Below are 17,229 nucleotides of genomic sequence, written 5' to 3' on the forward strand. Positions count from 1 at the left end.
GCGCGGTAATAACATACCGATATCGTGGCACTGCGCCAGAATCTGCCGTTAACCGCATCACCCCTTCATCAGGTGACTGAGCATGGTCTTGAGTTTCAGTGGACGGATAGGCTTATGCATCAGCTGGTAGCCGAGCTCACGCATCTGCTGCTTCAGTTCGTTGCTGTAGTTTGCCGTAATCATCAACACGGGCGGTTCGTCCGGGCGCTGCTGCATAATCTCGCGCACCACATCGACACCAATCACGTTGTTATCCAAATGGTAGTCAGCGATCAATAGATCCAGCGGTGCGGTTCCAACCGCAACCTGTTCGCGAAGTTGCTCCAGGCTTACCGCCGTGGTTACCCTGCAACCCCAACCGTTAAGCAGCGTGGCCATGCCGTCGCAGATCGACTGGTCGTTGTCGATCATCCATATACTGCAACCCCGTAGACGCTCGCCAACATCGGCAATCTGTAGCTGCGGCACGGTGTGCTGAGGTGCCAGTTCGCCATAGGGGATCAATACCGAGAAGATGGAGCCCTTGCCCGGCTCCGAACGCACCTCGATGCTATGACCCAGCATCCTGACGATCTTTTCGACGATGGCGAGCCCCAGCCCCAGCCCCTTGTCCTGGCTGACGTTGTTCCCCCGTTTGAACTCCTGGAAGATCGTCTTCAACTGATCGGCGGGGATACCACTACCGGTATCACACACCTGCACCTCGAGACCGTCGGCACGGCGGCGACAGCCGAGCAGGATATGGCCGCCCGGAGCGGTGTAACGCACCGCATTGGAGAGCAGGTTACGCAGTATACGCGCCAGCAGTGCCGGATCGGTCTGCACCACCGCGGTGGATGATACCGAATTGAAGTGGATCCCCTCGCTTTTCGCGATATGCGTGTATTCGGGTGCGATGTTGTCCAGCAACTCGTTCACCCGGAATGCCGATACGTCAGGCTGAATCACCCCCGCATCCAGCTTCGAGATATCGACCAAGGTACTGAGTAGGCGCTCTACATCCTCCAGCGAGTTGCTCACCGAGCCGATCAGATGCGCGATGCGCTCCGGCATCGGCTGCTCCAGCAGCGCACCGGTGAACAGGCGCGCCGCATTGAGCGGCTGCAGCAGATCGTGACTGACCGCTGCCAGGAACTTGGTCTTGGACAGGTTAGCCTGCTCCGCTTCCTGCTTGGCCTCACGCAGACGTGATTCGATCGCCTTACGCTCGCCGATCTCCTGGCGCAGCTGCTGGTTAAGTTCGGTCAGTTCCGAGGTACGCTCGCGTACCCGCTGCTCCAGGTTCTGATAAGCCTGCTGCAGCGCCATGGCCGTGCGTCGACGTTCGGTGATATCGCGAATCATGACGAAGAAGCCGACCGGCTTGCCCTGCGAATCCATGTTGGGCACATAGGCCTTGAGCAGGTAGCGGTTCTCGCCGGCGGCGTTGGCCTCTTCGATCTCGAAGGTAACGCTCTCCCCTGCCAGCGCGCGCTCAACATAGGGTTTCAGACGCTCGAACTGGGCATCGCCATGCACTCGACCGATGGTCTCGCCGAGCAGCGATCCCCGCGGCCAGCCGTACCAGTCGTCGTACACCTTGTTGGTGAACTGGTAGCGCATATCCTCGCCGACGTAGGCGATCAACGCCGGCACATGGTCGGTGATCAGGCGGATCCAGCGTTCGCTCTCGCGCAGGGTTTCTGCGTAACGGGAGTGCTCGGTGATATCGGTATAGGTGTTGACGTACCCGCCGGTCGGCAAGGCATGGGTACGGATCTCAACCACCCGGCCGTCGCTAAGCTCCTGGGTCAACTCGTCCAACGGCTGTCCACTCTCGTCTTTCGAGCGCGGCGTCAGCAGCAACACTCCGGAGCTGTCCATCAAGCGTTCGAACTGCGGCGCATCCTCCATCTGTACTCGATCAAGCCCACACAGGGTCAGGAACAGGTCGTTCCAGATCTCTACCCGGCCCTCGGCGTTGATCAGCACCACCCCTTGCGACAGGTTGTCCACGGTACTCTTGAGCAGGCGTGATTTCTGTTCCAGCGCCTGCTCCCGCTGCGCGGCCTCGGACGCTTTAAGCTCGGTAATATCGGTATACAGCGCCACCAGGCCACCATCGCCCGTGGTGCGGCTGTTCATCTGCAGCCAGCGGCCATCACACAGACGGTAGATATTCGCGTCCTCGTTGCCGACCTGGGTCTCCACGATCAGCTTACGCTCCACGGCAAGCTCGAGGCAGCGTGCCAGGGTGGTACCGCGCTGGATATCGACACCGCACAGCGCCCAGATCTGGCGATACTGGTTGTTGCACAGCACCAACTGCTTGTCGGCGTCGAACAGGGCAAAGGCGTCGGAGATGCTTTCGATCGCATCGATCAGGCGCTGGTGGGCAGTCGCCGCCTCCTCGTTAGCCAGTTTCAGCGCTTGGTGAGAGTGTTTCAGGTCATGCAGTGCAGCGTTGAGGGCCTCGGTACGCTCGCGGACCTGCTCGGCGAGAATGACCGAGTGCTCAAACGCGGCATAGGGGGCAGCTCGTAGCGCACTACTGGCTTCGACACGCTCAACCAACGCGTTTCGAATCTTGTTTAGACGGGCGTTTTCGGATTCCAGCTCCGCTATGCGTGCACGCAGCTGCTCAGGTGTTGCATCATCCATGCCGGCTGTTTCGGCCAATGACAACTCCTGTGAAGGTCTGGTTGATGTGCATACCGTCATACTGTTCACCATAGGTATTAAAACCAACAACGCGGTGTTGTTGCAGGAAGCGGGACATCTCTTCGGCCTGGTCGCAGTACTCGAGCTCCAGGCGGCGCAGGAAACAGTCGCATCCGATGGTGATCAGCGGATCGCCCATTTCGCTTTCGATATTATCGAAGCGTGCCCCAAGGTTCTCGATCATCGACCCCGGCTCCATCGCCGTCAGCACAATGCCATTCTCGACCGCACAGTAAAACGTCAGGCTGCCATCCTCATTAACCCGTTGAATCGAACGCACGTAGTGTTCATTGCCGATACGTACCGCAAGCGGTTTAAAAGCGAACACCCGGTTATCGAGCTGCTCAACCGGTAGACCGACGATACGGGCGTACTCCTCGGCGGCGGGCACTGCATTGAGTTCGTACACGGTTCTGCTACCCGGGTCCGCCGCGGTGACCACCAGCTTTTCATCACGCGCGTGCATGTGATGGGTGGTAAACACCTCGAAATCCAACGGCGTGCTGATCATGATCACCACCGCAGCCTGGGTATAGAACCGACCGTTGTAATAGACATGGGTATTGGTCAGGTGGATATCGTCCCCGGCCGACCCGCCGAACTGAGGGATGCTGCCTAGCGCTGCATTTAGCGTCATCAGCACCATCTCCTCCTGACTGGAGAGACCATCAAGCAGCGTCAGCGCAAAACTGTGGCCCTTGATCGGGGCAACCCGGTCTTCACGACAGGCATTCACCAGACCATCCACCAGCTTCTGTGCATCGGCCAAAGCGAAACCTTCCAGCGACTCGATCAGCGCAACTTCAGCTGCAAACAGGTTGCGGTCAAATCCTATGGCGGTGATGCTGCCGCGTTCGTACCCCTGAGGCGTCACTTCACCCGCCGTGGTACAGCCAGTGATCTGGATGCCTTCGAAAGCTTTATCCAGCTCGGCACTGAGCTGTTCAAGCGGATATTCGGCCGAACAGAAAAAGAGCACGAAGCCAAGCTCCGGGTGCAGCAGACCTTCGGCCAACTCCCGCGCGGCAAGCTTTGGATTTTGCTCACGCGACACTGCGGTCACGACAGGCTCTTTTATCAGGGGCGCATTCATCCCGGGTACTCCCGTGGTTACTTCTATAGCAAAGAGATTATTTTGATTGTAGGCACAGCGGCCAATAGGGGGTAATGCTACTTGAGTACTGAATATACGCTGCGCAGGGCGTAGAGGGGAAAAAATAAAAGCCGCAGACCGGATGAAGGGGGAGCTCCAGTCTGCGGCCAGCTAATACGCTGAAAGGATGACGATTATTACCAGGTCAGTACTGCGCCGAGTGCGATGGTATCCATATCAGTACCGCCTTCCGGTTCATAGACACTGTATTCGGCAACAAGTTTCAAATTGTCGTTAACAGAGTAGAACAACGCACCTCCTGTCAGTTCACTGGTCGAACCGCCTGCGTCCACGTTGCCGTAGGAAAGCACGCCCCGGACCGCCTGATAAGTGTAGGAGGTCTGAACCAGATATCCATCCGAATCCGTTTCAGCAGCCAAAACGTCGCTGGTGAAGGTGGTCGGTATGCCCTGTTGGTCGAAACCGGACGCGGTCAGCTTGAAGCCGCCGACACCCACTTGAGCACCGTAGGCCACGCCCTGCGCGTCAACGCTGGAGGAACCGGTGGTCGCTTCGCCCGATGCACCACTCAACCAGGCATTGAAGCTGACACCGTCAAAGTCAGTACCATAGGTCAGCTCGGCTTCGAGGCGCGGCTCTTCACTGTACGTACTCAGGCTTGAGGTGTAGCTCGGATCGAGCATTCCGACGGCCAACTGGAAGCCGTTGGTTTTCGGCGTACGGTAGGTGATCTGCGCGTTGGGGTTGGCGTAGGGGTAACCGGTAGTGATGTTGCCGAAGGTGGTGCGGGAAGTAGACTGGGGCGCAAAGCCGACACCCAGCAGCAGCTCGTCATTGAAGATATTGCTGCGTGCGTACAGGCCGAAATCCTTACCGAACAATACCTGACCGAAGTCACCGTCGACCGTGGCATAGAACTGACGCACGTCGATCGCCGAGTCGGTCTCGCTGTCGCCATTGCTATCGTCATTATTGACGTCGTTGATGGTCACCCAGAATGAAGAACGGCCACCCAGCTTCAGGTCGCCCTGCTGCTTGGTCACGTTGAAGCCGATGTAGTTCGGCAGGAAACCCATACGGACGCGGGATACATTGGTATCGCCCTGGTCCTGATAGGTGTAGAAAGCGTTGAGCAGGCCATCTGCCGAGAAGGTTGTACCTTCCTTATCGTACAGCATGATCTCCGCCTGCGCGGTCGCCGCTGATGCAGCGACAGCCAATGCCAGCAGAGAACGGGTCAGTTTGTTCTTTTTCATATCATCCCCTTGTTTGTAGTCATGACGATCAGGCGGTTGGAGGCTCCTTCCTACCTGACGGGGAGTGATTATTGAGACAGGCGCTGAGTGTCGATATCAGGCTATGGGCGCGTTTTCGCCCTGCTTTGCATTCGATTCATAAGGCGATGAAACAGGTTGAGACAATAGTAACAGGCGAATGACAACCGAAGACTCTGGCCCGAAGGCCGAGGAGATTCGCGCCTTGGACAGGGAAAGAAGCACTACGAGGGGATGGAGCCATAGACAGTACCTAACGTACTGTTTCTAAAGTCGTAAATTAATACGCAAATATAGAAAAAAGAGAGCGCCTGAAGCGGCGCTCATCATGTCATGTTGCGGGGAAGTAGATCAGGCGAGTGCCAACTTCTGAGGAGACACCAGAATGCCGTTGTTGTCGGCGTAGAGGTATTCGCCGGGACGGAAAGTTACGCCGCCGAAGGTCACCTCAACATTGAGATCGCCAAGGCCGCGTTTATCGGTTTTCATCGGATGGGTACCGAGTGCCTGAACGCCGATCTCGGTCTCCCCGATCGCATTCACATCGCGAATGCAGCCGTAGATCACGATCCCTTCCCAGCCGTTGACACAGGCCTTCTCCGCCAGCATGTCGCCCAGCATGGCGCGGCGCATGGAGCCGCCGCCGTCGACCACCAGCACCTTGCCGGCCCCCGGTTGCGCGACCTGCTCCCTTACCAGGGAGTTGTCCTCAAACGCCTTGATGGTGACGATCTCACCACCGAAATTTTCCCGGCCACCGTAGTTGATGAACATTGGCTCGACCACGGTCACGAGTTCGGGGAACTGATCACAGAGTTCAGGGAGAAGGTCTTCCACAGCAGGCTCCTTTAACTGAATAGCAAAAAGTAACTGAATGGTAAAAGCCAATACTGGCCCAAGCGTTGTGCAATTGCACTACCACTTATGGCCAGTTTTCACCATCCGAACACGAAGCCTGCTGTGCAGCGCACAAAAACCCGATTAGGCGGGCGTGACCACGTCCAGCAACACCTGCACCGGGTGCGGCAAAGCCTGGTTATCCATCCGCTTAACCTGGGAACGGCAGGAGTATCCGGTCGCCATCAATTGGCCACGGTGCTCCTGCGTATTGACGATATTACGCCAGCTCAGATCGTAAATATCCTTGGAGCGCTCGTAGTTCGCTGTTTCGTGACCGAAGGTCCCGGACATGCCACAGCATCCGGAGGAGATGATATCCAGCTTCTGGCCGAGGGCGGCAAAGATCGCCTGCCACTGTTTCAGCGACGGCGCCGCCGAGGTCTTCTCCGTACAGTGCGCGAGCAGTTTGAACTCCCCGCTCGGCATATCCCGCTCCAGCTTAATACGGCCGAGCTCGCCGCTGAGCCACTCCTGGATCAGCGCCACCTTGGGTAGATCGCCCTCCACCGCGTCGGCGTACTCCTGGCGATAGGTCAGCGTCATCGACGGATCGATGCCGATCAGCGCTACCCCGGTATCCTCCAGCGCGGAGAGCATCCGGCTATTACGCTGTGCCGCCTTCTCGAACGCCGTCATAAAGCCGTGAACGTGCAACGGCTTACCGTTGGGCATGAACGGCGCCACCATCACGTAGTAGCCGAGATGGCCCAGCAGATCGACCAGATCCAGCACCAGCTGGGTTTCGAAGTAACTGGTAAACGCATCCTGCACGATCACCACGGCGCGCTCACGCTGGCCCGCGCTCAATGAGCCAATCAACTCCGGCGTTGCCCATTCGATACCACGCTGATCCAGCCCCTGACGCAGGCTATGGGTACAGATTACCGGGCTGTCCACCATCCCCCCGAATCGACGCATCACCGCACGCACCAGCGCATTGTTCATAGCCCAGTTGTACGGCGCCGGGAATCGGGCCAGGGTCGGGATCATGAATTCCAGGCTGCCGACCAGATAGTCCTTCACCGGCCGCAGGTAGCGACTGTAGTACAGCTCCAGGAAGCGGGCGCGGAAATCGGGCACATTGACCTTGATCGGACACTGCCCGACACAGGACTTACAGGCCAGACAGCCCATCATCGCCTCGTGCACCTCGTTGGAAAAATCGTACTCGCCCCGGTCACGACGCCAGGTATTTCGCAGCTTCATCGGCAGCGACAGCAGCGCATTGGTGCGGCGAGTCTCCCGCGCCTCAGCCACAGGGTCTACCCCCTGGCGTGCCATCAACCGCAGCCATTCACGGATCAACGACGCACGCCCCTTCGGTGAGTGGATGCGCTGGCGTGTGCCCTTCCACGATGGGCACATGGCATCGTTGGGATCGAAGTTATAGCAGGCGCCGTTGCCGTTGCAGTTCATCGCCGAGTCGTACTGCTCGCGCACGATCTCCGGTACCTCACGGTCGTACTGGCCGCGGGTCGCCACTGCATCGATCTTCAGCAGCTCGACCCCTTCGATCGCCGGTGTCGCGATCTTGCCCGGGTTCATCTGATTACGCGGATCGAAGACACCCTTGATCCGCTGCAGTTGCGGATAGAGCGGACCAAAGAACTCCGGTGCATACTCCGAGCGTACACCCTTGCCATGTTCACCCCAGAGCAGTCCCTTGTACTTCTTGGTCAGCGCGGCCACACCGTCAGTGATGGTGCGAATCAGACGCTCCTGCACAGGGTCCTTCATATCGATGGCGGGACGTACATGCAATACACCGCAGTCCACATGACCGAACATGCCGTAGGCGAGGCCGTGATCATCCAGCAGTTTGCGGAACTCCATGATGTAGTCGGCCAGGTTTTCCGGCGGTACCGCGGTATCCTCGACGAACGGGATCGGCCGCTTCTGCCCCTTGGCGTTGCCCAGCAGCCCCACGGACTTCTTGCGCATGCCCCAGATCTTGTTGATCTCACCTGCGCCGTAGGCCACGGTGTAACCGAAACTGGCGCCGGGCTGGCCGCTGACGCTATCCAGATGGCGGCACAGCGCCTCCACCTCTTCGCGCAGCTTGTCCTCATCGTCGCCGGTGTACTCCACCAGGTTGATACCGCGAATCTCCGGCTCCCCCGCCGACTGCGGGAAATAACTGGCCACGCTGTCCCAGACGATATCCTCCATCGCCAGGTTCAGCACCTTGGAGTCCACCGTTTCGATCGAAGTCGGACCCCACTCCATCAGCGCCTGCGCATCACGCAGCGACGCCTCGAAACCGTCGTATTTGATATTGACCAGTGCCGAATGCTTGGGGATCGCCAGCACGTTGAGTTTGGCTTCGGCAATGAACGCCAGCGAGCCCTCACCGCCGCAGAGGATGGAGTTCAGGTTGAACCGCCCCTGCTCGTCGCGGATATGAGCCAGATCGTAACCGGTCAGGCAACGGTTCAGCTTGGGGAAGGTGCTGTCGATCAGTTCCCGGTTATCGCCGAACACCTGATCGATCACCCGATGGGCTTCGCCGATGCGGTCGTCACGCGCCTTGACCTTGTCCAGCTCCGCCTCATCCATCGGCTTGGAGCTCCACACCTCACCGCCCAGCCAGACGCTGGTCAGCTCCAGCACATGGTCGCGGGTCTTGCCGTACATCACAGAACCCTGACCACTGGCATCGGTATTGATCATGCCGCCCACCGTAGCGCGGTTGCTGGTCGACAGTTCCGGCGCAAAGAACAGACCGTAGGGTTTCAGCGCGGCATTGAGCTGATCCTTGACCACCCCCGCCTGCACCCTGACCCAGCGCTCGTCGGGGTTGATCTCGAGGATACGGTTCATATGTTTGGAGATATCGACCACCAGACCGTCGGTCAACGACTGACCATTGGTGCCGGTGCCACCGCCCCGGGCGCTCAGCACCACTTCACGAAAACGGGGCTGCTCGGCCAGCTCGGCGATCCGCACCAGATCCTGGGTATTGCGCGGATAGAGCACCGCCTGCGGCAGTATCTGGTAAATACTGTTGTCGGTGGCGAGCACAACCCGGTTGGCGTAATCGGGGTTCAGATCCCCCTCGAATCCGGCGTGCTTGAGCGCCTCGATAAACTCAAGATAGAGATCCTTGATGGTATCGGTCTCGGCGATGCGTGGGATCATGCGGCTACCCGTTCAAACATAAGATGGAAACTGGTCATAATGATCGCAATGATGCAGAATCATCATTTATCAATCAAACGATAAAATTTGATAGATTAATTGATGATTCCGAATAATATATCGATTCGCCAGTTACAGGCCTTCGTTGAGGTCGCCAGCTGTGGCAGTTTCACCCGCGCCGCCGAAGGTCTGCATCTAACCCAATCGACCCTGACCGCCCAGATTCAGCAACTGGAAACCCAGGCCGGGCTTAAACTGTTAGACCGTACCACCCGACGCGTGCTGCTGACCGACGAAGGCCAGCGTTTCCTGCCAGTGGCCGAACGACTGCTGTCCGATTTCTCCACTGCCATGGCCGACCTGCAATCCCGTGCCGAACTGAAACAGGGCCACGTCAACCTGGCCGGATCGCCCTCCATCGTCACCCGTTTCCTACCCAGTGCGCTGGCGCGTTTTCGTACGCAGCACCCAACCATCAGCGTCCATATCCGCGACGACAGTGCCGGCAGTCTTGAACAACGGGTGCTGAATAACGAGGTCGACTTCGCCATCGCCGGAAACCACTCGGATCAACCGGATCTGGAGTACCAACCACTATTGCGCGACCGTTACGGTCTGGTCGTCCCACACCAGCATCCGTTGGCACAATCATCAAGCCTTGACTGGCTGTCCATCCCCGGCGATCAACTTATTCTGCTAAGCCAAGAAAACGGCATCAGGGCGCAGTTAGAGCGTTTTTCCGAAAGCGGACAGCTGCCGATAACGCTGGGCACGCCACCGATCGAAGCTAACAACCCGGCGGGACTGGCCGCGCTGATTGCACAAAACCTCGGCATATCGGTATTGCCGGCATTGGCAGCCGATACTCACTCATTCGCCCAGCTACGCTTTATCCCTCTCGAGCACCCAAAGCTTGAGCGTGAGATCTGCATCATTACCCGCCGCGGCCGCGCGCTGAGCCCCGCCGCCGCCGCGATGCTGGATTGCGTGCATGAGCATCTGGCCAGTATGACGCTACCTGAGGGGGTTCAAGGTACGTGATCGATTGCGAGCAGCTACAACTCCCACACCGGCCTATTTTTTGGCAACGATAAAGATCGAATCCTTGCCAGGCTGCCACTCCTTATCGATTTTAAAGCCGGCTTCCGTCAGTCTGGACAGTAGATCGTCCCGCCCTAGGCGGTTTACATAGGGCGCCAAACCAACAGACTGCATTAGTGGAATCACCAGGCGCCACACAACATTCATATCACTGACCAAAGCCGTGCTGGATACAAAAACGCCGCCCGGCTTCAACAACCGATACACGCGGGAGAGCGCGCCCTCTACATTCTCCAACAGATGCAAAATATTAAGCCCCAGGACCGCATCAAAGGACGCATCTTCAAATTCCAGGCTATCCAGAGTCCCTTGTCTGAAGGTGATATTCTCGACACCAGCGTCTTTCGCCTTACGCCTGGCTATATCCAGCATCTTGTCCGAGATATCGGTTGCTACCATCTGGCCAACAAACGGTGCATGGATGATAGCGGTACCACCGCTGCCGCACCCGAACTCCAATACCTTCCAGTCCGGATGAAAATACTCCTGGGTGATCGCCAGTTTCTTCTCATAACTGGCCATATCGCGAATAGAACTCTTCGCATAGCGTGCCGCGGTTCTATCCCAGAACTGTTTAGCGTCCTTCACTCTCTGCTCCTCTGGTTTCCCTTACGTTAGATTCATCGCCAGGCCATTGTGCGAACTGGGGTAACCCATCGGTGATCTCATCCCATGACGCTCTGGAGCCTACAAACATATTGGCCACAGGCTTTCACACCACACCCAATATCTCATACTTCACGCCTTTACAAAGACACATTCCTTTGATGTTCTCCATCATTCCCTCTCATTCATAAGGCTGCGTTAAATAATCGACTATGGCATCGAAAAGTGAAACAACCGAATTTTAACGTTTCACTAAATGCAGTCTTCCTCTTCCTTGAAAGACAGTTCATAGATCAAATTAACCAAGCCCACATACATGTAGCCAAAAATCAATATAAAGACGGATATTGGGAATATAGACTCAAACTCTGCGTGCTGGAACCAAAGCAGTTTTGCAAGAATAGCAATCAACAATAAGATGCCAATAAAAATAAAAGGAGCGAAATAAGACACCCTACGTATTTGACTCACGCTCATATTTCTTGTGAAAAACAGAACTGCCAATCCAAAAACCAGATATGCAGGCCCGGCATAAATTAAAGAAAAAAACAATACTGCAGCCAGCGTCTCAAGCAAACCAATGCCAGTATAAAAAAGCACAGGAGCACACAAAGGTACGATTAGAGGTGCTAAAAGTGATATCTGAAAGTAACGTTTCCCTGTCACAATTTCTCCATACGTTCTTATGAAAAATGTCTACTATTCGTATTCCTAGAGCCTCAATCTGACGACGCGTTGGTGGTTGACTGCATTGATCTATTATGATTTTCCAGGCATAAATAATACGCCCATGCAATTAATAGTATTTGAAGAGGAGCACGTATCCATAAATAAACAGGGCCCCACTGATGACCGCCAAGACCAACACCGTTTAAGGCGGCGTACACATTTGCTGGGAAAAACACAACAAATACCAAAATAGCTGATTTTGCTGCAATCGTCTGATACCTGGGGATGAAAAGCGCAACCCCTATTGCGAGTTCAAGGACACCGGTTGCATAGATAAGCTGCAAACGCAGCGGCACCCATGCGGGCAACATCTCAATCATCCCATCGGTCTTAACAATGTGGCCGACAAAGAAGTAGATAAAGGCTACTCCCAGCCCCCAACAGGCATACTTGCGAGTAGCTAATTTCCGGCCATTAGCCGTTGATATTATAAAAGCCACTAACAAAGGAGATGACAATAAACACAAAATAATGACTGGCGTTATCATAAAAACCTCATAGCGTCATAACATCGTTCGCACGGGTACAATTTTACGAGCACCCCACCGCCGCTAGCGGGGCGGGGGTGCTGTACTTTGCTACGCATATACCTATGACGCAAATGGATGCTCGTCGAATTGCTTTGCTTTATCGCCAATCTCAAGCCAGGTCGGTTTTTCCGAAACGAATTCGTGAAATTTGTTTTTGAGTCCAATATCTCCATCTATGCAATTGGCAGCCAAAGGAAAAGTCTCATCTTTTGAAAAAACCTCACCAAGTGCTGAACCACATACCGAGCAAAAGCAACGATTGTATTTGTACGGGGGCTCAGCCTTGAAGGTCGATATCTTATCTCGACCTTCAACTATCCGAAAAGACTCTGACTTTACAAAGACAAGAGTGCTGGCGCCAACTTTTCGGCATCGGCTGCAATGGCATGTTCCCATCATACTCGGGGCTTCAGTCAACTCGAATTGAACGGCCCCGCAACAGCAGCTTCCCTTAATCATATATCACCTCTGAGCATTGAGCGTTTACTTCAACTCAGCACAATACATAACAACTGTATACATATCCAGTACTTTGTAACAACTTCTCGCGGGATCAGCCAGCACTCAGGGGAATACACGTATAACGCTGACAACAGCCGACGAGCGTCGCGAGATGCAGCGAACGTATGCACGATCGTGCTTGTACTTTCTATGATTTAATTGCCTTGGTATATCTTAGGCAATTTCGTGTTTTATCATTTAAAACATAACCATGGTGTTCATAAAATCCTTTAGCAGTAGCGGTACTCTCAAGGCTCAGCGAGTTCAGACCAAGATCAATAGCACTCTTCTCGACTACTGGTTATGCAGTGCCCAGTCTTCGCAAGTCATACGATATAGCCGCACCGGCCTATTATGAAATTCTTGAACGGTGTACTCGCCGAACCCGGCCTTCTCAGTTACGCGAACTGAAGCTACATGTTCTGGTTCTATAATAACCACCACCGACTCACACTTTTTTTGGTCGAAGGCATACCGCAGCACGCCTCTAACAGCTTCGGTTGCAAAACCCTGACCCCAGTACCTTCGCGCCAATCGATAACCCAGGTTGGTTTCTTCAACCTCTCTGACTATTTCAGGCCCAACACCACAGAAGCCAATAAGCTCGCTCGAACCTTTCTCCCTCAATGCCCAAGGGCCTAGTCCGTGGGACTCATAACATTTGAGACACCAGTCTATAAATAGTCGAGTAGCCTCCGCGTCGCAAACTCCGCGAATGGAATACTTCATAACTTCCGGGTCACTCAGAATCTCAGTGAGCGCTGCAACGTCCTGGAGGGATAGTGGCGTTGCGACTAACCTTTCGGTTTCAAATAATTGCACCGTACTCTCCCTGTGCGTAATGCCCCAATAACGGGCTGACGAAAAGCGTAGCTTTTAGGCAGTCCGAGCCAGCTTGCTGGAGGGCGATGATTGGCTTGTCATAAGTTTTTGTATGCACTATTTACCAACCGGAATATAGTAGGTTGTGAAACACCGCCCTAACTGCTCTGTTTTATGAACCTTGCTCGAGATTTTATTTAGCGACTTATACTCAGGCCTACTATCGAGCAGATGAAATAGTACTTCTTTGTGCCCTATCTCATTAGCCCAACCAATGAGCGATTTAAAAATGGATATGCCAAATCCCCAAAATTCCTGAGAGATAACAATAGCCAATTCAAAACCATTATCATCGGGTTGAATTCCACACCATCCCGCTAATTCTCCATCGATAAAAACTGCCCGGATGCGACAACCTTGTATCGAATCTATATTGATTTTTTCATCCATCCAGGCTTGAAGGCTCGCGCTATCAAAATATGGATGATCAATTAAATGCGTTCTCAGGGAATCTTCGTTGACAATTGCCATGAAGTCGTCTGGATTTACTTGCTTAAAACTCAAAAACTCGACTTCACTCATACCTTGATACTTCTTTCTAGCCATCATACACCTCCTCGTCAGGCGTAAACCTAACTATAGAAGGTGTCTACTGTTCGTGGGTAACTCGGGCGCATAACGCCTAATTTAGGGGCCGGAGCTGCGTAGCTGCGGAGGTCCCAGCAACACGCAGTGTTGCGGCAACAGTGCCTTGTTAGGGCTTTTTGAATTTAGTATATCCAATGCTTATCCCAATTGATAAAAGGCAAAGAACTATTGATAGAGGCCAATATAGCATCCATTGTGCGGGTAGGCCCGAAGGATCACGTGGCAGGAGCCAAAAACTTGCGACCAATAGTAAAGACAGTGTTATACCAACAAATCCAAAGTGTACTAGTAAGTTAGAAGCCTTAAGTAGCATGGATAGAATGCCAAAGACGAAAAAAGGTGCGCCGTAGAAGAGAATACTGGAAAATAATAAAATCACATACTGAGCCTGATTATTTGTTCCGGTAAGCATGACGTAAGTTACAGCCCCTAAACTGAAAAGTATTGGAATAACCGAATATCCTACTAATAGTTTCATGGCTATTACCTTTAACGCCGCATTAAAGGGCCGAAAAAGCGTAGCTTTTGAGGTCCCAGTGAGTGAAACGAACGATTTGAATGCTTTGTTAAGTGCACTACCATGGAATACCCAAATACGTTCCATATATTAATAGCACTCCCAGCACCAAAAATGGTAAAGCTGTAGTCAGTATAATTTTATTGCTCAGTTTCTTTCTTAGTATATATACACTTAAAATGTATGGAATTACCAGTACTATTGAATACAGCCCCATAAAACCAACAACCATCAGACCTTCAACTCTAGTGCTGCTTTCTGGTTCACTAATAAAATAGTAAATTCCATTTATCGAAAAAACACAAGGTATCAACATCAAAGTTGATAATAATCCCATCCATATGTTTATAAATGACGTACGCATAAGCACTTAACGCCTGTAACACTTGACCGAAAAAGCGTAGCTTTTTTGGGTCAAGTGCTTACGCTTGTTAGGCCCTTGATGCATATTCCACAAAGCTATCAGAACCAGATTTCTGTATCCAATAATCAAAAACCAACTCATCATATTCATCACCACGTGAGTCATCTTTGATTGATATGATCTTTAAGGCAGCATAAATACCGTTCGTATTTTGAAGAATTACATATCTACCAATTTCTGGTTTTCTAACCCGAGATGTGTAGTCAAATATCGAGACTGAATCAAGGTTTTCTAATTCTGAATCTTTTGGAGCCAAAGCTACGCCCCTGATGTTGGGGGTATCTGTATAGCAATGTATTGATGTATTGCTAGCTTTTGACCATCTACTTGAAAATTCGAATGCTCCGCTACCGATTCTGAATAGACCATTGTTGTTTGAGTAGTCAAATTTTGCTCTACCGATTAGAAGTTCATTTTTTGGTGGAGGAACAGAATGAGATTTAACTTCAAATGGGTTTACCCCAAGCTTCTTCCCAACCATGACTGCAACTTCAACTGGCGACTTTTTCCTCAAGTCAATGAAGCCTGTCGTAGATAAGACACCTGGGATTTCTGTATCATCAAATCTAGCTGGAAGAATATATTCTGAACTTTCTTCAAAGGCTCTCGATTGTGCAGCTTTCCTTTCTAAATTAGTCCACAATTTATTTGCATAATTCTTTGATATAAACATCAAAGTAAACTTTGCTTGCTTCCGATATAGATCAGTTAGATGTACATATAAATCTTTACCCCACAAGTTTTCTTCTTCATAAAAATCATAAAAGACGGAAATACCACGGGCCTTAAGCTGTTCAGCAACCATTTCTACATATGCCCTATCTTCACCTGCAAAAAACAAAGCTATATCATATTTTACTTGCATTGAATCTCCTATTTTTACCTAGCAGCCCAATTATGAGGTCTTCGGCCTCATAATAGTTTTTAGACATTATAAAATCGAAAGCAGAAGCGCTATAACTGCGTACGCAGCAATACTGTATATCAGTACTTCTTCGACTATTATTACTATATTAAGACCGCTTCCTGCTTTAGAGAGATTTTTGTTGTAAAAATTTATCGCTCGAAAAACATCTATAGCATCATGCTGCGAAGCAGCAGTCATTGAAGATCTGAAGTCAAAATACAAGTCAACAAAAGACGGTATATTATTCCTTTTCATAACATCTTCAATGGCTTTTACTGACTCCTTCAACACTTTAATATCTCTATTGATATGAGATATTTTCGCTCTTCTTACGCTAGAATCAATTCGTCTAGACATCTCATAAAATATACCACTAGACACTATTGATAAAAGTACAAATATAATTAGCTTTTCGTGATTTCCACTTGCTAGCTTTAGCCCAAACAAAGTTAAATCTGTGTAATCCACCCCTATCCATGTTGCTGCAGCAACTAAAAGCGATGTGGACAGAAAGACTCTTTTTGATGTTAATGTCTTTTTTGTTTGCCAGTCACTAAATATTTCAAAAAGTCCATCTGTATCCAAACTTGATTTATCGAGTTTAGCAATAGAGTTTTCTACAATAGACTCGTCATCATCGCTTAAATCAATTTCTCTACGCGGTGCATGTGGATCCGGAAACGATGGTGCAGAGATACTGGCAAGCTGAGGAAAAGAATTATTTGGAAAAATACCATCTAAGTCCATGATCTATACTCCTGGCTGAGATATGCCTAACGCGCAATTAAGGGGCCGAAAAAGCGTAGCTTTTGAGGTCCCAGCCCGCTCGCGGGCGACTTGAATTTTTTGTTAGAAGCAAGGGTACTCATAGCTTGCCCCCTAACCACAAGTGCAACTGGCCAACCGCCAGAAAGGCCATCAAGAACCATAAGGCACTATAGGCGACTCCCAATAAAGCACCGCCACTTGTCGGCCGACCATGCTTTACCGAATAACGGATATTCAAAACAACAAAGCAGACTGTTATCAGGAGTACATAGGCAAAGTCGACTGGCTCATACAGCAGCACCGAAAAACCTGTACCCGGAACATGATTCGGATTTGCTGTGGAGTATTCAGCTGCGAGTGGAACCACAAGCGCGATGAGTGCCAATACTCCATTTACTGAGAATCTTTCCATGACTTTTGCTTCTAACGAATGAAATGGACTCCCCCTCCCTGGGTTGAGGTGCCACGCTTACCTGCGGGCATAAGCAGCGATCAATCGGAGGTGTTCCATGTCTATTTCAACTATCGGCGTTGATCTCGCCAAAACTTC

15 protein-coding genes are annotated in these 17,229 nt (G+C 52.1%); 1 reads left to right on the forward strand and 14 read right to left on the reverse strand.

Annotated elements, in window-relative coordinates:
- Positions 1-57 precede the first annotated feature (57 nt).
- The 5 genes from IEX40_RS09730 to ydiJ all read right to left on the reverse strand — a co-directional run bounded on the left by IEX40_RS09730 (position 58) and on the right by ydiJ (position 9,126).
- Positions 58-2,658 (reverse strand): hybrid sensor histidine kinase/response regulator, encoded by a 2,601-nt coding sequence (locus tag IEX40_RS09730; RefSeq protein WP_308421599.1) that lies wholly within the window; start codon positions 2,656-2,658, stop codon positions 58-60.
- Positions 2,633-3,793 carry a nitric oxide-sensing protein NosP gene (gene nosP / locus IEX40_RS09735; RefSeq protein WP_188747665.1) on the reverse strand — a complete coding sequence of 387 codons (1,161 nt, stop codon included), beginning with the start codon at positions 3,791-3,793 and terminating at the stop codon, positions 2,633-2,635. Before nosP ends, IEX40_RS09730 begins: the two co-directional genes overlap by 26 nt.
- A 197-nt stretch (positions 3,794-3,990) precedes the next feature.
- Positions 3,991-5,070: a porin gene (locus tag IEX40_RS09740; protein ID WP_188747667.1), complete on the reverse strand. Its 1,080-nt coding sequence runs from the start codon at positions 5,068-5,070 to the stop codon at positions 3,991-3,993.
- A gap of 369 nt (positions 5,071-5,439) precedes the next feature.
- The gene (rraA, locus tag IEX40_RS09745; RefSeq protein WP_188747669.1) at positions 5,440-5,925 is read right to left on the reverse strand and encodes a ribonuclease E activity regulator RraA; all 486 of its coding nucleotides are present in this window, start codon (positions 5,923-5,925) and stop codon (positions 5,440-5,442) included.
- Positions 5,926-6,069: 144 nt separating this feature from the next.
- Entirely contained in the window at positions 6,070-9,126 is a 3,057-nt protein-coding gene (gene ydiJ / locus IEX40_RS09750; protein ID WP_188747671.1) for a D-2-hydroxyglutarate dehydrogenase YdiJ, read from the reverse strand.
- A gap of 102 nt (positions 9,127-9,228) precedes the next feature.
- Between ydiJ and IEX40_RS09755 the strand changes: the two genes are divergently transcribed.
- Positions 9,229-10,167 carry a LysR family transcriptional regulator gene (locus IEX40_RS09755; RefSeq protein WP_229680675.1) on the forward strand — a complete coding sequence of 313 codons (939 nt, stop codon included), beginning with the start codon at positions 9,229-9,231 and terminating at the stop codon, positions 10,165-10,167.
- A 33-nt stretch (positions 10,168-10,200) separates the two neighbouring features.
- Here IEX40_RS09755 and IEX40_RS09760 read toward each other — a convergent pair whose 3' ends face one another.
- The 9 genes from IEX40_RS09760 to IEX40_RS09800 all read right to left on the reverse strand — a co-directional run bounded on the left by IEX40_RS09760 (position 10,201) and on the right by IEX40_RS09800 (position 17,091).
- Positions 10,201-10,815, reverse strand: coding sequence for a class I SAM-dependent methyltransferase (locus tag IEX40_RS09760; RefSeq protein ID WP_188747673.1), 615 nt, complete (start codon positions 10,813-10,815; stop codon positions 10,201-10,203).
- A gap of 270 nt (positions 10,816-11,085) precedes the next feature.
- A complete protein-coding gene (locus IEX40_RS09765; RefSeq protein ID WP_188747675.1) occupies positions 11,086-11,499 on the reverse strand; it encodes a hypothetical protein in 414 nt (137 codons plus the stop codon).
- A 53-nt stretch (positions 11,500-11,552) separates the two neighbouring features.
- Entirely contained in the window at positions 11,553-12,050 is a 498-nt protein-coding gene (locus tag IEX40_RS09770) for a DoxX family protein (RefSeq protein WP_188747677.1), read from the reverse strand.
- Between the two features lie 102 nt (positions 12,051-12,152).
- Positions 12,153-12,551 (reverse strand): GFA family protein, encoded by a 399-nt coding sequence (locus IEX40_RS09775; protein ID WP_188747679.1) that lies wholly within the window; start codon positions 12,549-12,551, stop codon positions 12,153-12,155.
- A gap of 336 nt (positions 12,552-12,887) precedes the next feature.
- Positions 12,888-13,415, reverse strand: a complete 528-nt coding sequence (locus IEX40_RS09780) for a GNAT family N-acetyltransferase (RefSeq protein WP_188747681.1) — start codon at positions 13,413-13,415, stop codon at positions 12,888-12,890.
- A 117-nt stretch (positions 13,416-13,532) separates the two neighbouring features.
- Entirely contained in the window at positions 13,533-14,021 is a 489-nt protein-coding gene (locus tag IEX40_RS09785; RefSeq protein WP_229680676.1) for a GNAT family N-acetyltransferase, read from the reverse strand.
- A 990-nt stretch (positions 14,022-15,011) separates the two neighbouring features.
- Positions 15,012-15,869, reverse strand: coding sequence for a toll/interleukin-1 receptor domain-containing protein (locus IEX40_RS09790; RefSeq protein WP_188747683.1), 858 nt, complete (start codon positions 15,867-15,869; stop codon positions 15,012-15,014).
- Positions 15,870-15,935: 66 nt separating this feature from the next.
- Positions 15,936-16,658: a hypothetical protein gene (locus IEX40_RS09795; RefSeq protein ID WP_188747685.1), complete on the reverse strand. Its 723-nt coding sequence runs from the start codon at positions 16,656-16,658 to the stop codon at positions 15,936-15,938.
- Between the two features lie 118 nt (positions 16,659-16,776).
- Positions 16,777-17,091: a hypothetical protein gene (locus IEX40_RS09800; protein WP_188747686.1), complete on the reverse strand. Its 315-nt coding sequence runs from the start codon at positions 17,089-17,091 to the stop codon at positions 16,777-16,779.
- Positions 17,092-17,229: the final 138 nt, after the last annotated feature.

This window comes from Marinobacterium zhoushanense (genome assembly GCF_014641945.1).
In the GTDB taxonomy this organism is placed as follows: Bacteria; Pseudomonadota; Gammaproteobacteria; order Pseudomonadales; family Balneatricaceae; genus Marinobacterium_D; species Marinobacterium_D zhoushanense.

Bases quoted from the DNA above. Each gene is read 5' to 3' on its own strand.
- IEX40_RS09795 (WP_188747685.1), bottom strand. From the start codon at position 16,658: ATGGACTTAGATGGTATTTTTCCAAATAATTCTTTTCCTCAGCTTGCC.
- IEX40_RS09770 (WP_188747677.1), bottom strand. From the start codon at position 12,050: ATGATAACGCCAGTCATTATTTTGTGTTTATTGTCATCTCCTTTGTTA.
- IEX40_RS09785 (WP_229680676.1), bottom strand. From the start codon at position 14,021: ATGGCTAGAAAGAAGTATCAAGGTATGAGTGAAGTCGAGTTTTTGAGT.
- IEX40_RS09740 (WP_188747667.1), bottom strand. From the start codon at position 5,070: ATGAAAAAGAACAAACTGACCCGTTCTCTGCTGGCATTGGCTGTCGCT.
- IEX40_RS09775 (WP_188747679.1), bottom strand. From the start codon at position 12,551: ATGATTAAGGGAAGCTGCTGTTGCGGGGCCGTTCAATTCGAGTTGACT.
- IEX40_RS09755 (WP_229680675.1), top strand. From the start codon at position 9,229: ATGATTCCGAATAATATATCGATTCGCCAGTTACAGGCCTTCGTTGAG.
- IEX40_RS09800 (WP_188747686.1), bottom strand. From the start codon at position 17,091: ATGGAAAGATTCTCAGTAAATGGAGTATTGGCACTCATCGCGCTTGTG.
- nosP (WP_188747665.1), bottom strand. From the start codon at position 3,793: ATGAATGCGCCCCTGATAAAAGAGCCTGTCGTGACCGCAGTGTCGCGT.
- IEX40_RS09790 (WP_188747683.1), bottom strand. From the start codon at position 15,869: ATGCAAGTAAAATATGATATAGCTTTGTTTTTTGCAGGTGAAGATAGG.
- ydiJ (WP_188747671.1), bottom strand. From the start codon at position 9,126: ATGATCCCACGCATCGCCGAGACCGATACCATCAAGGATCTCTATCTT.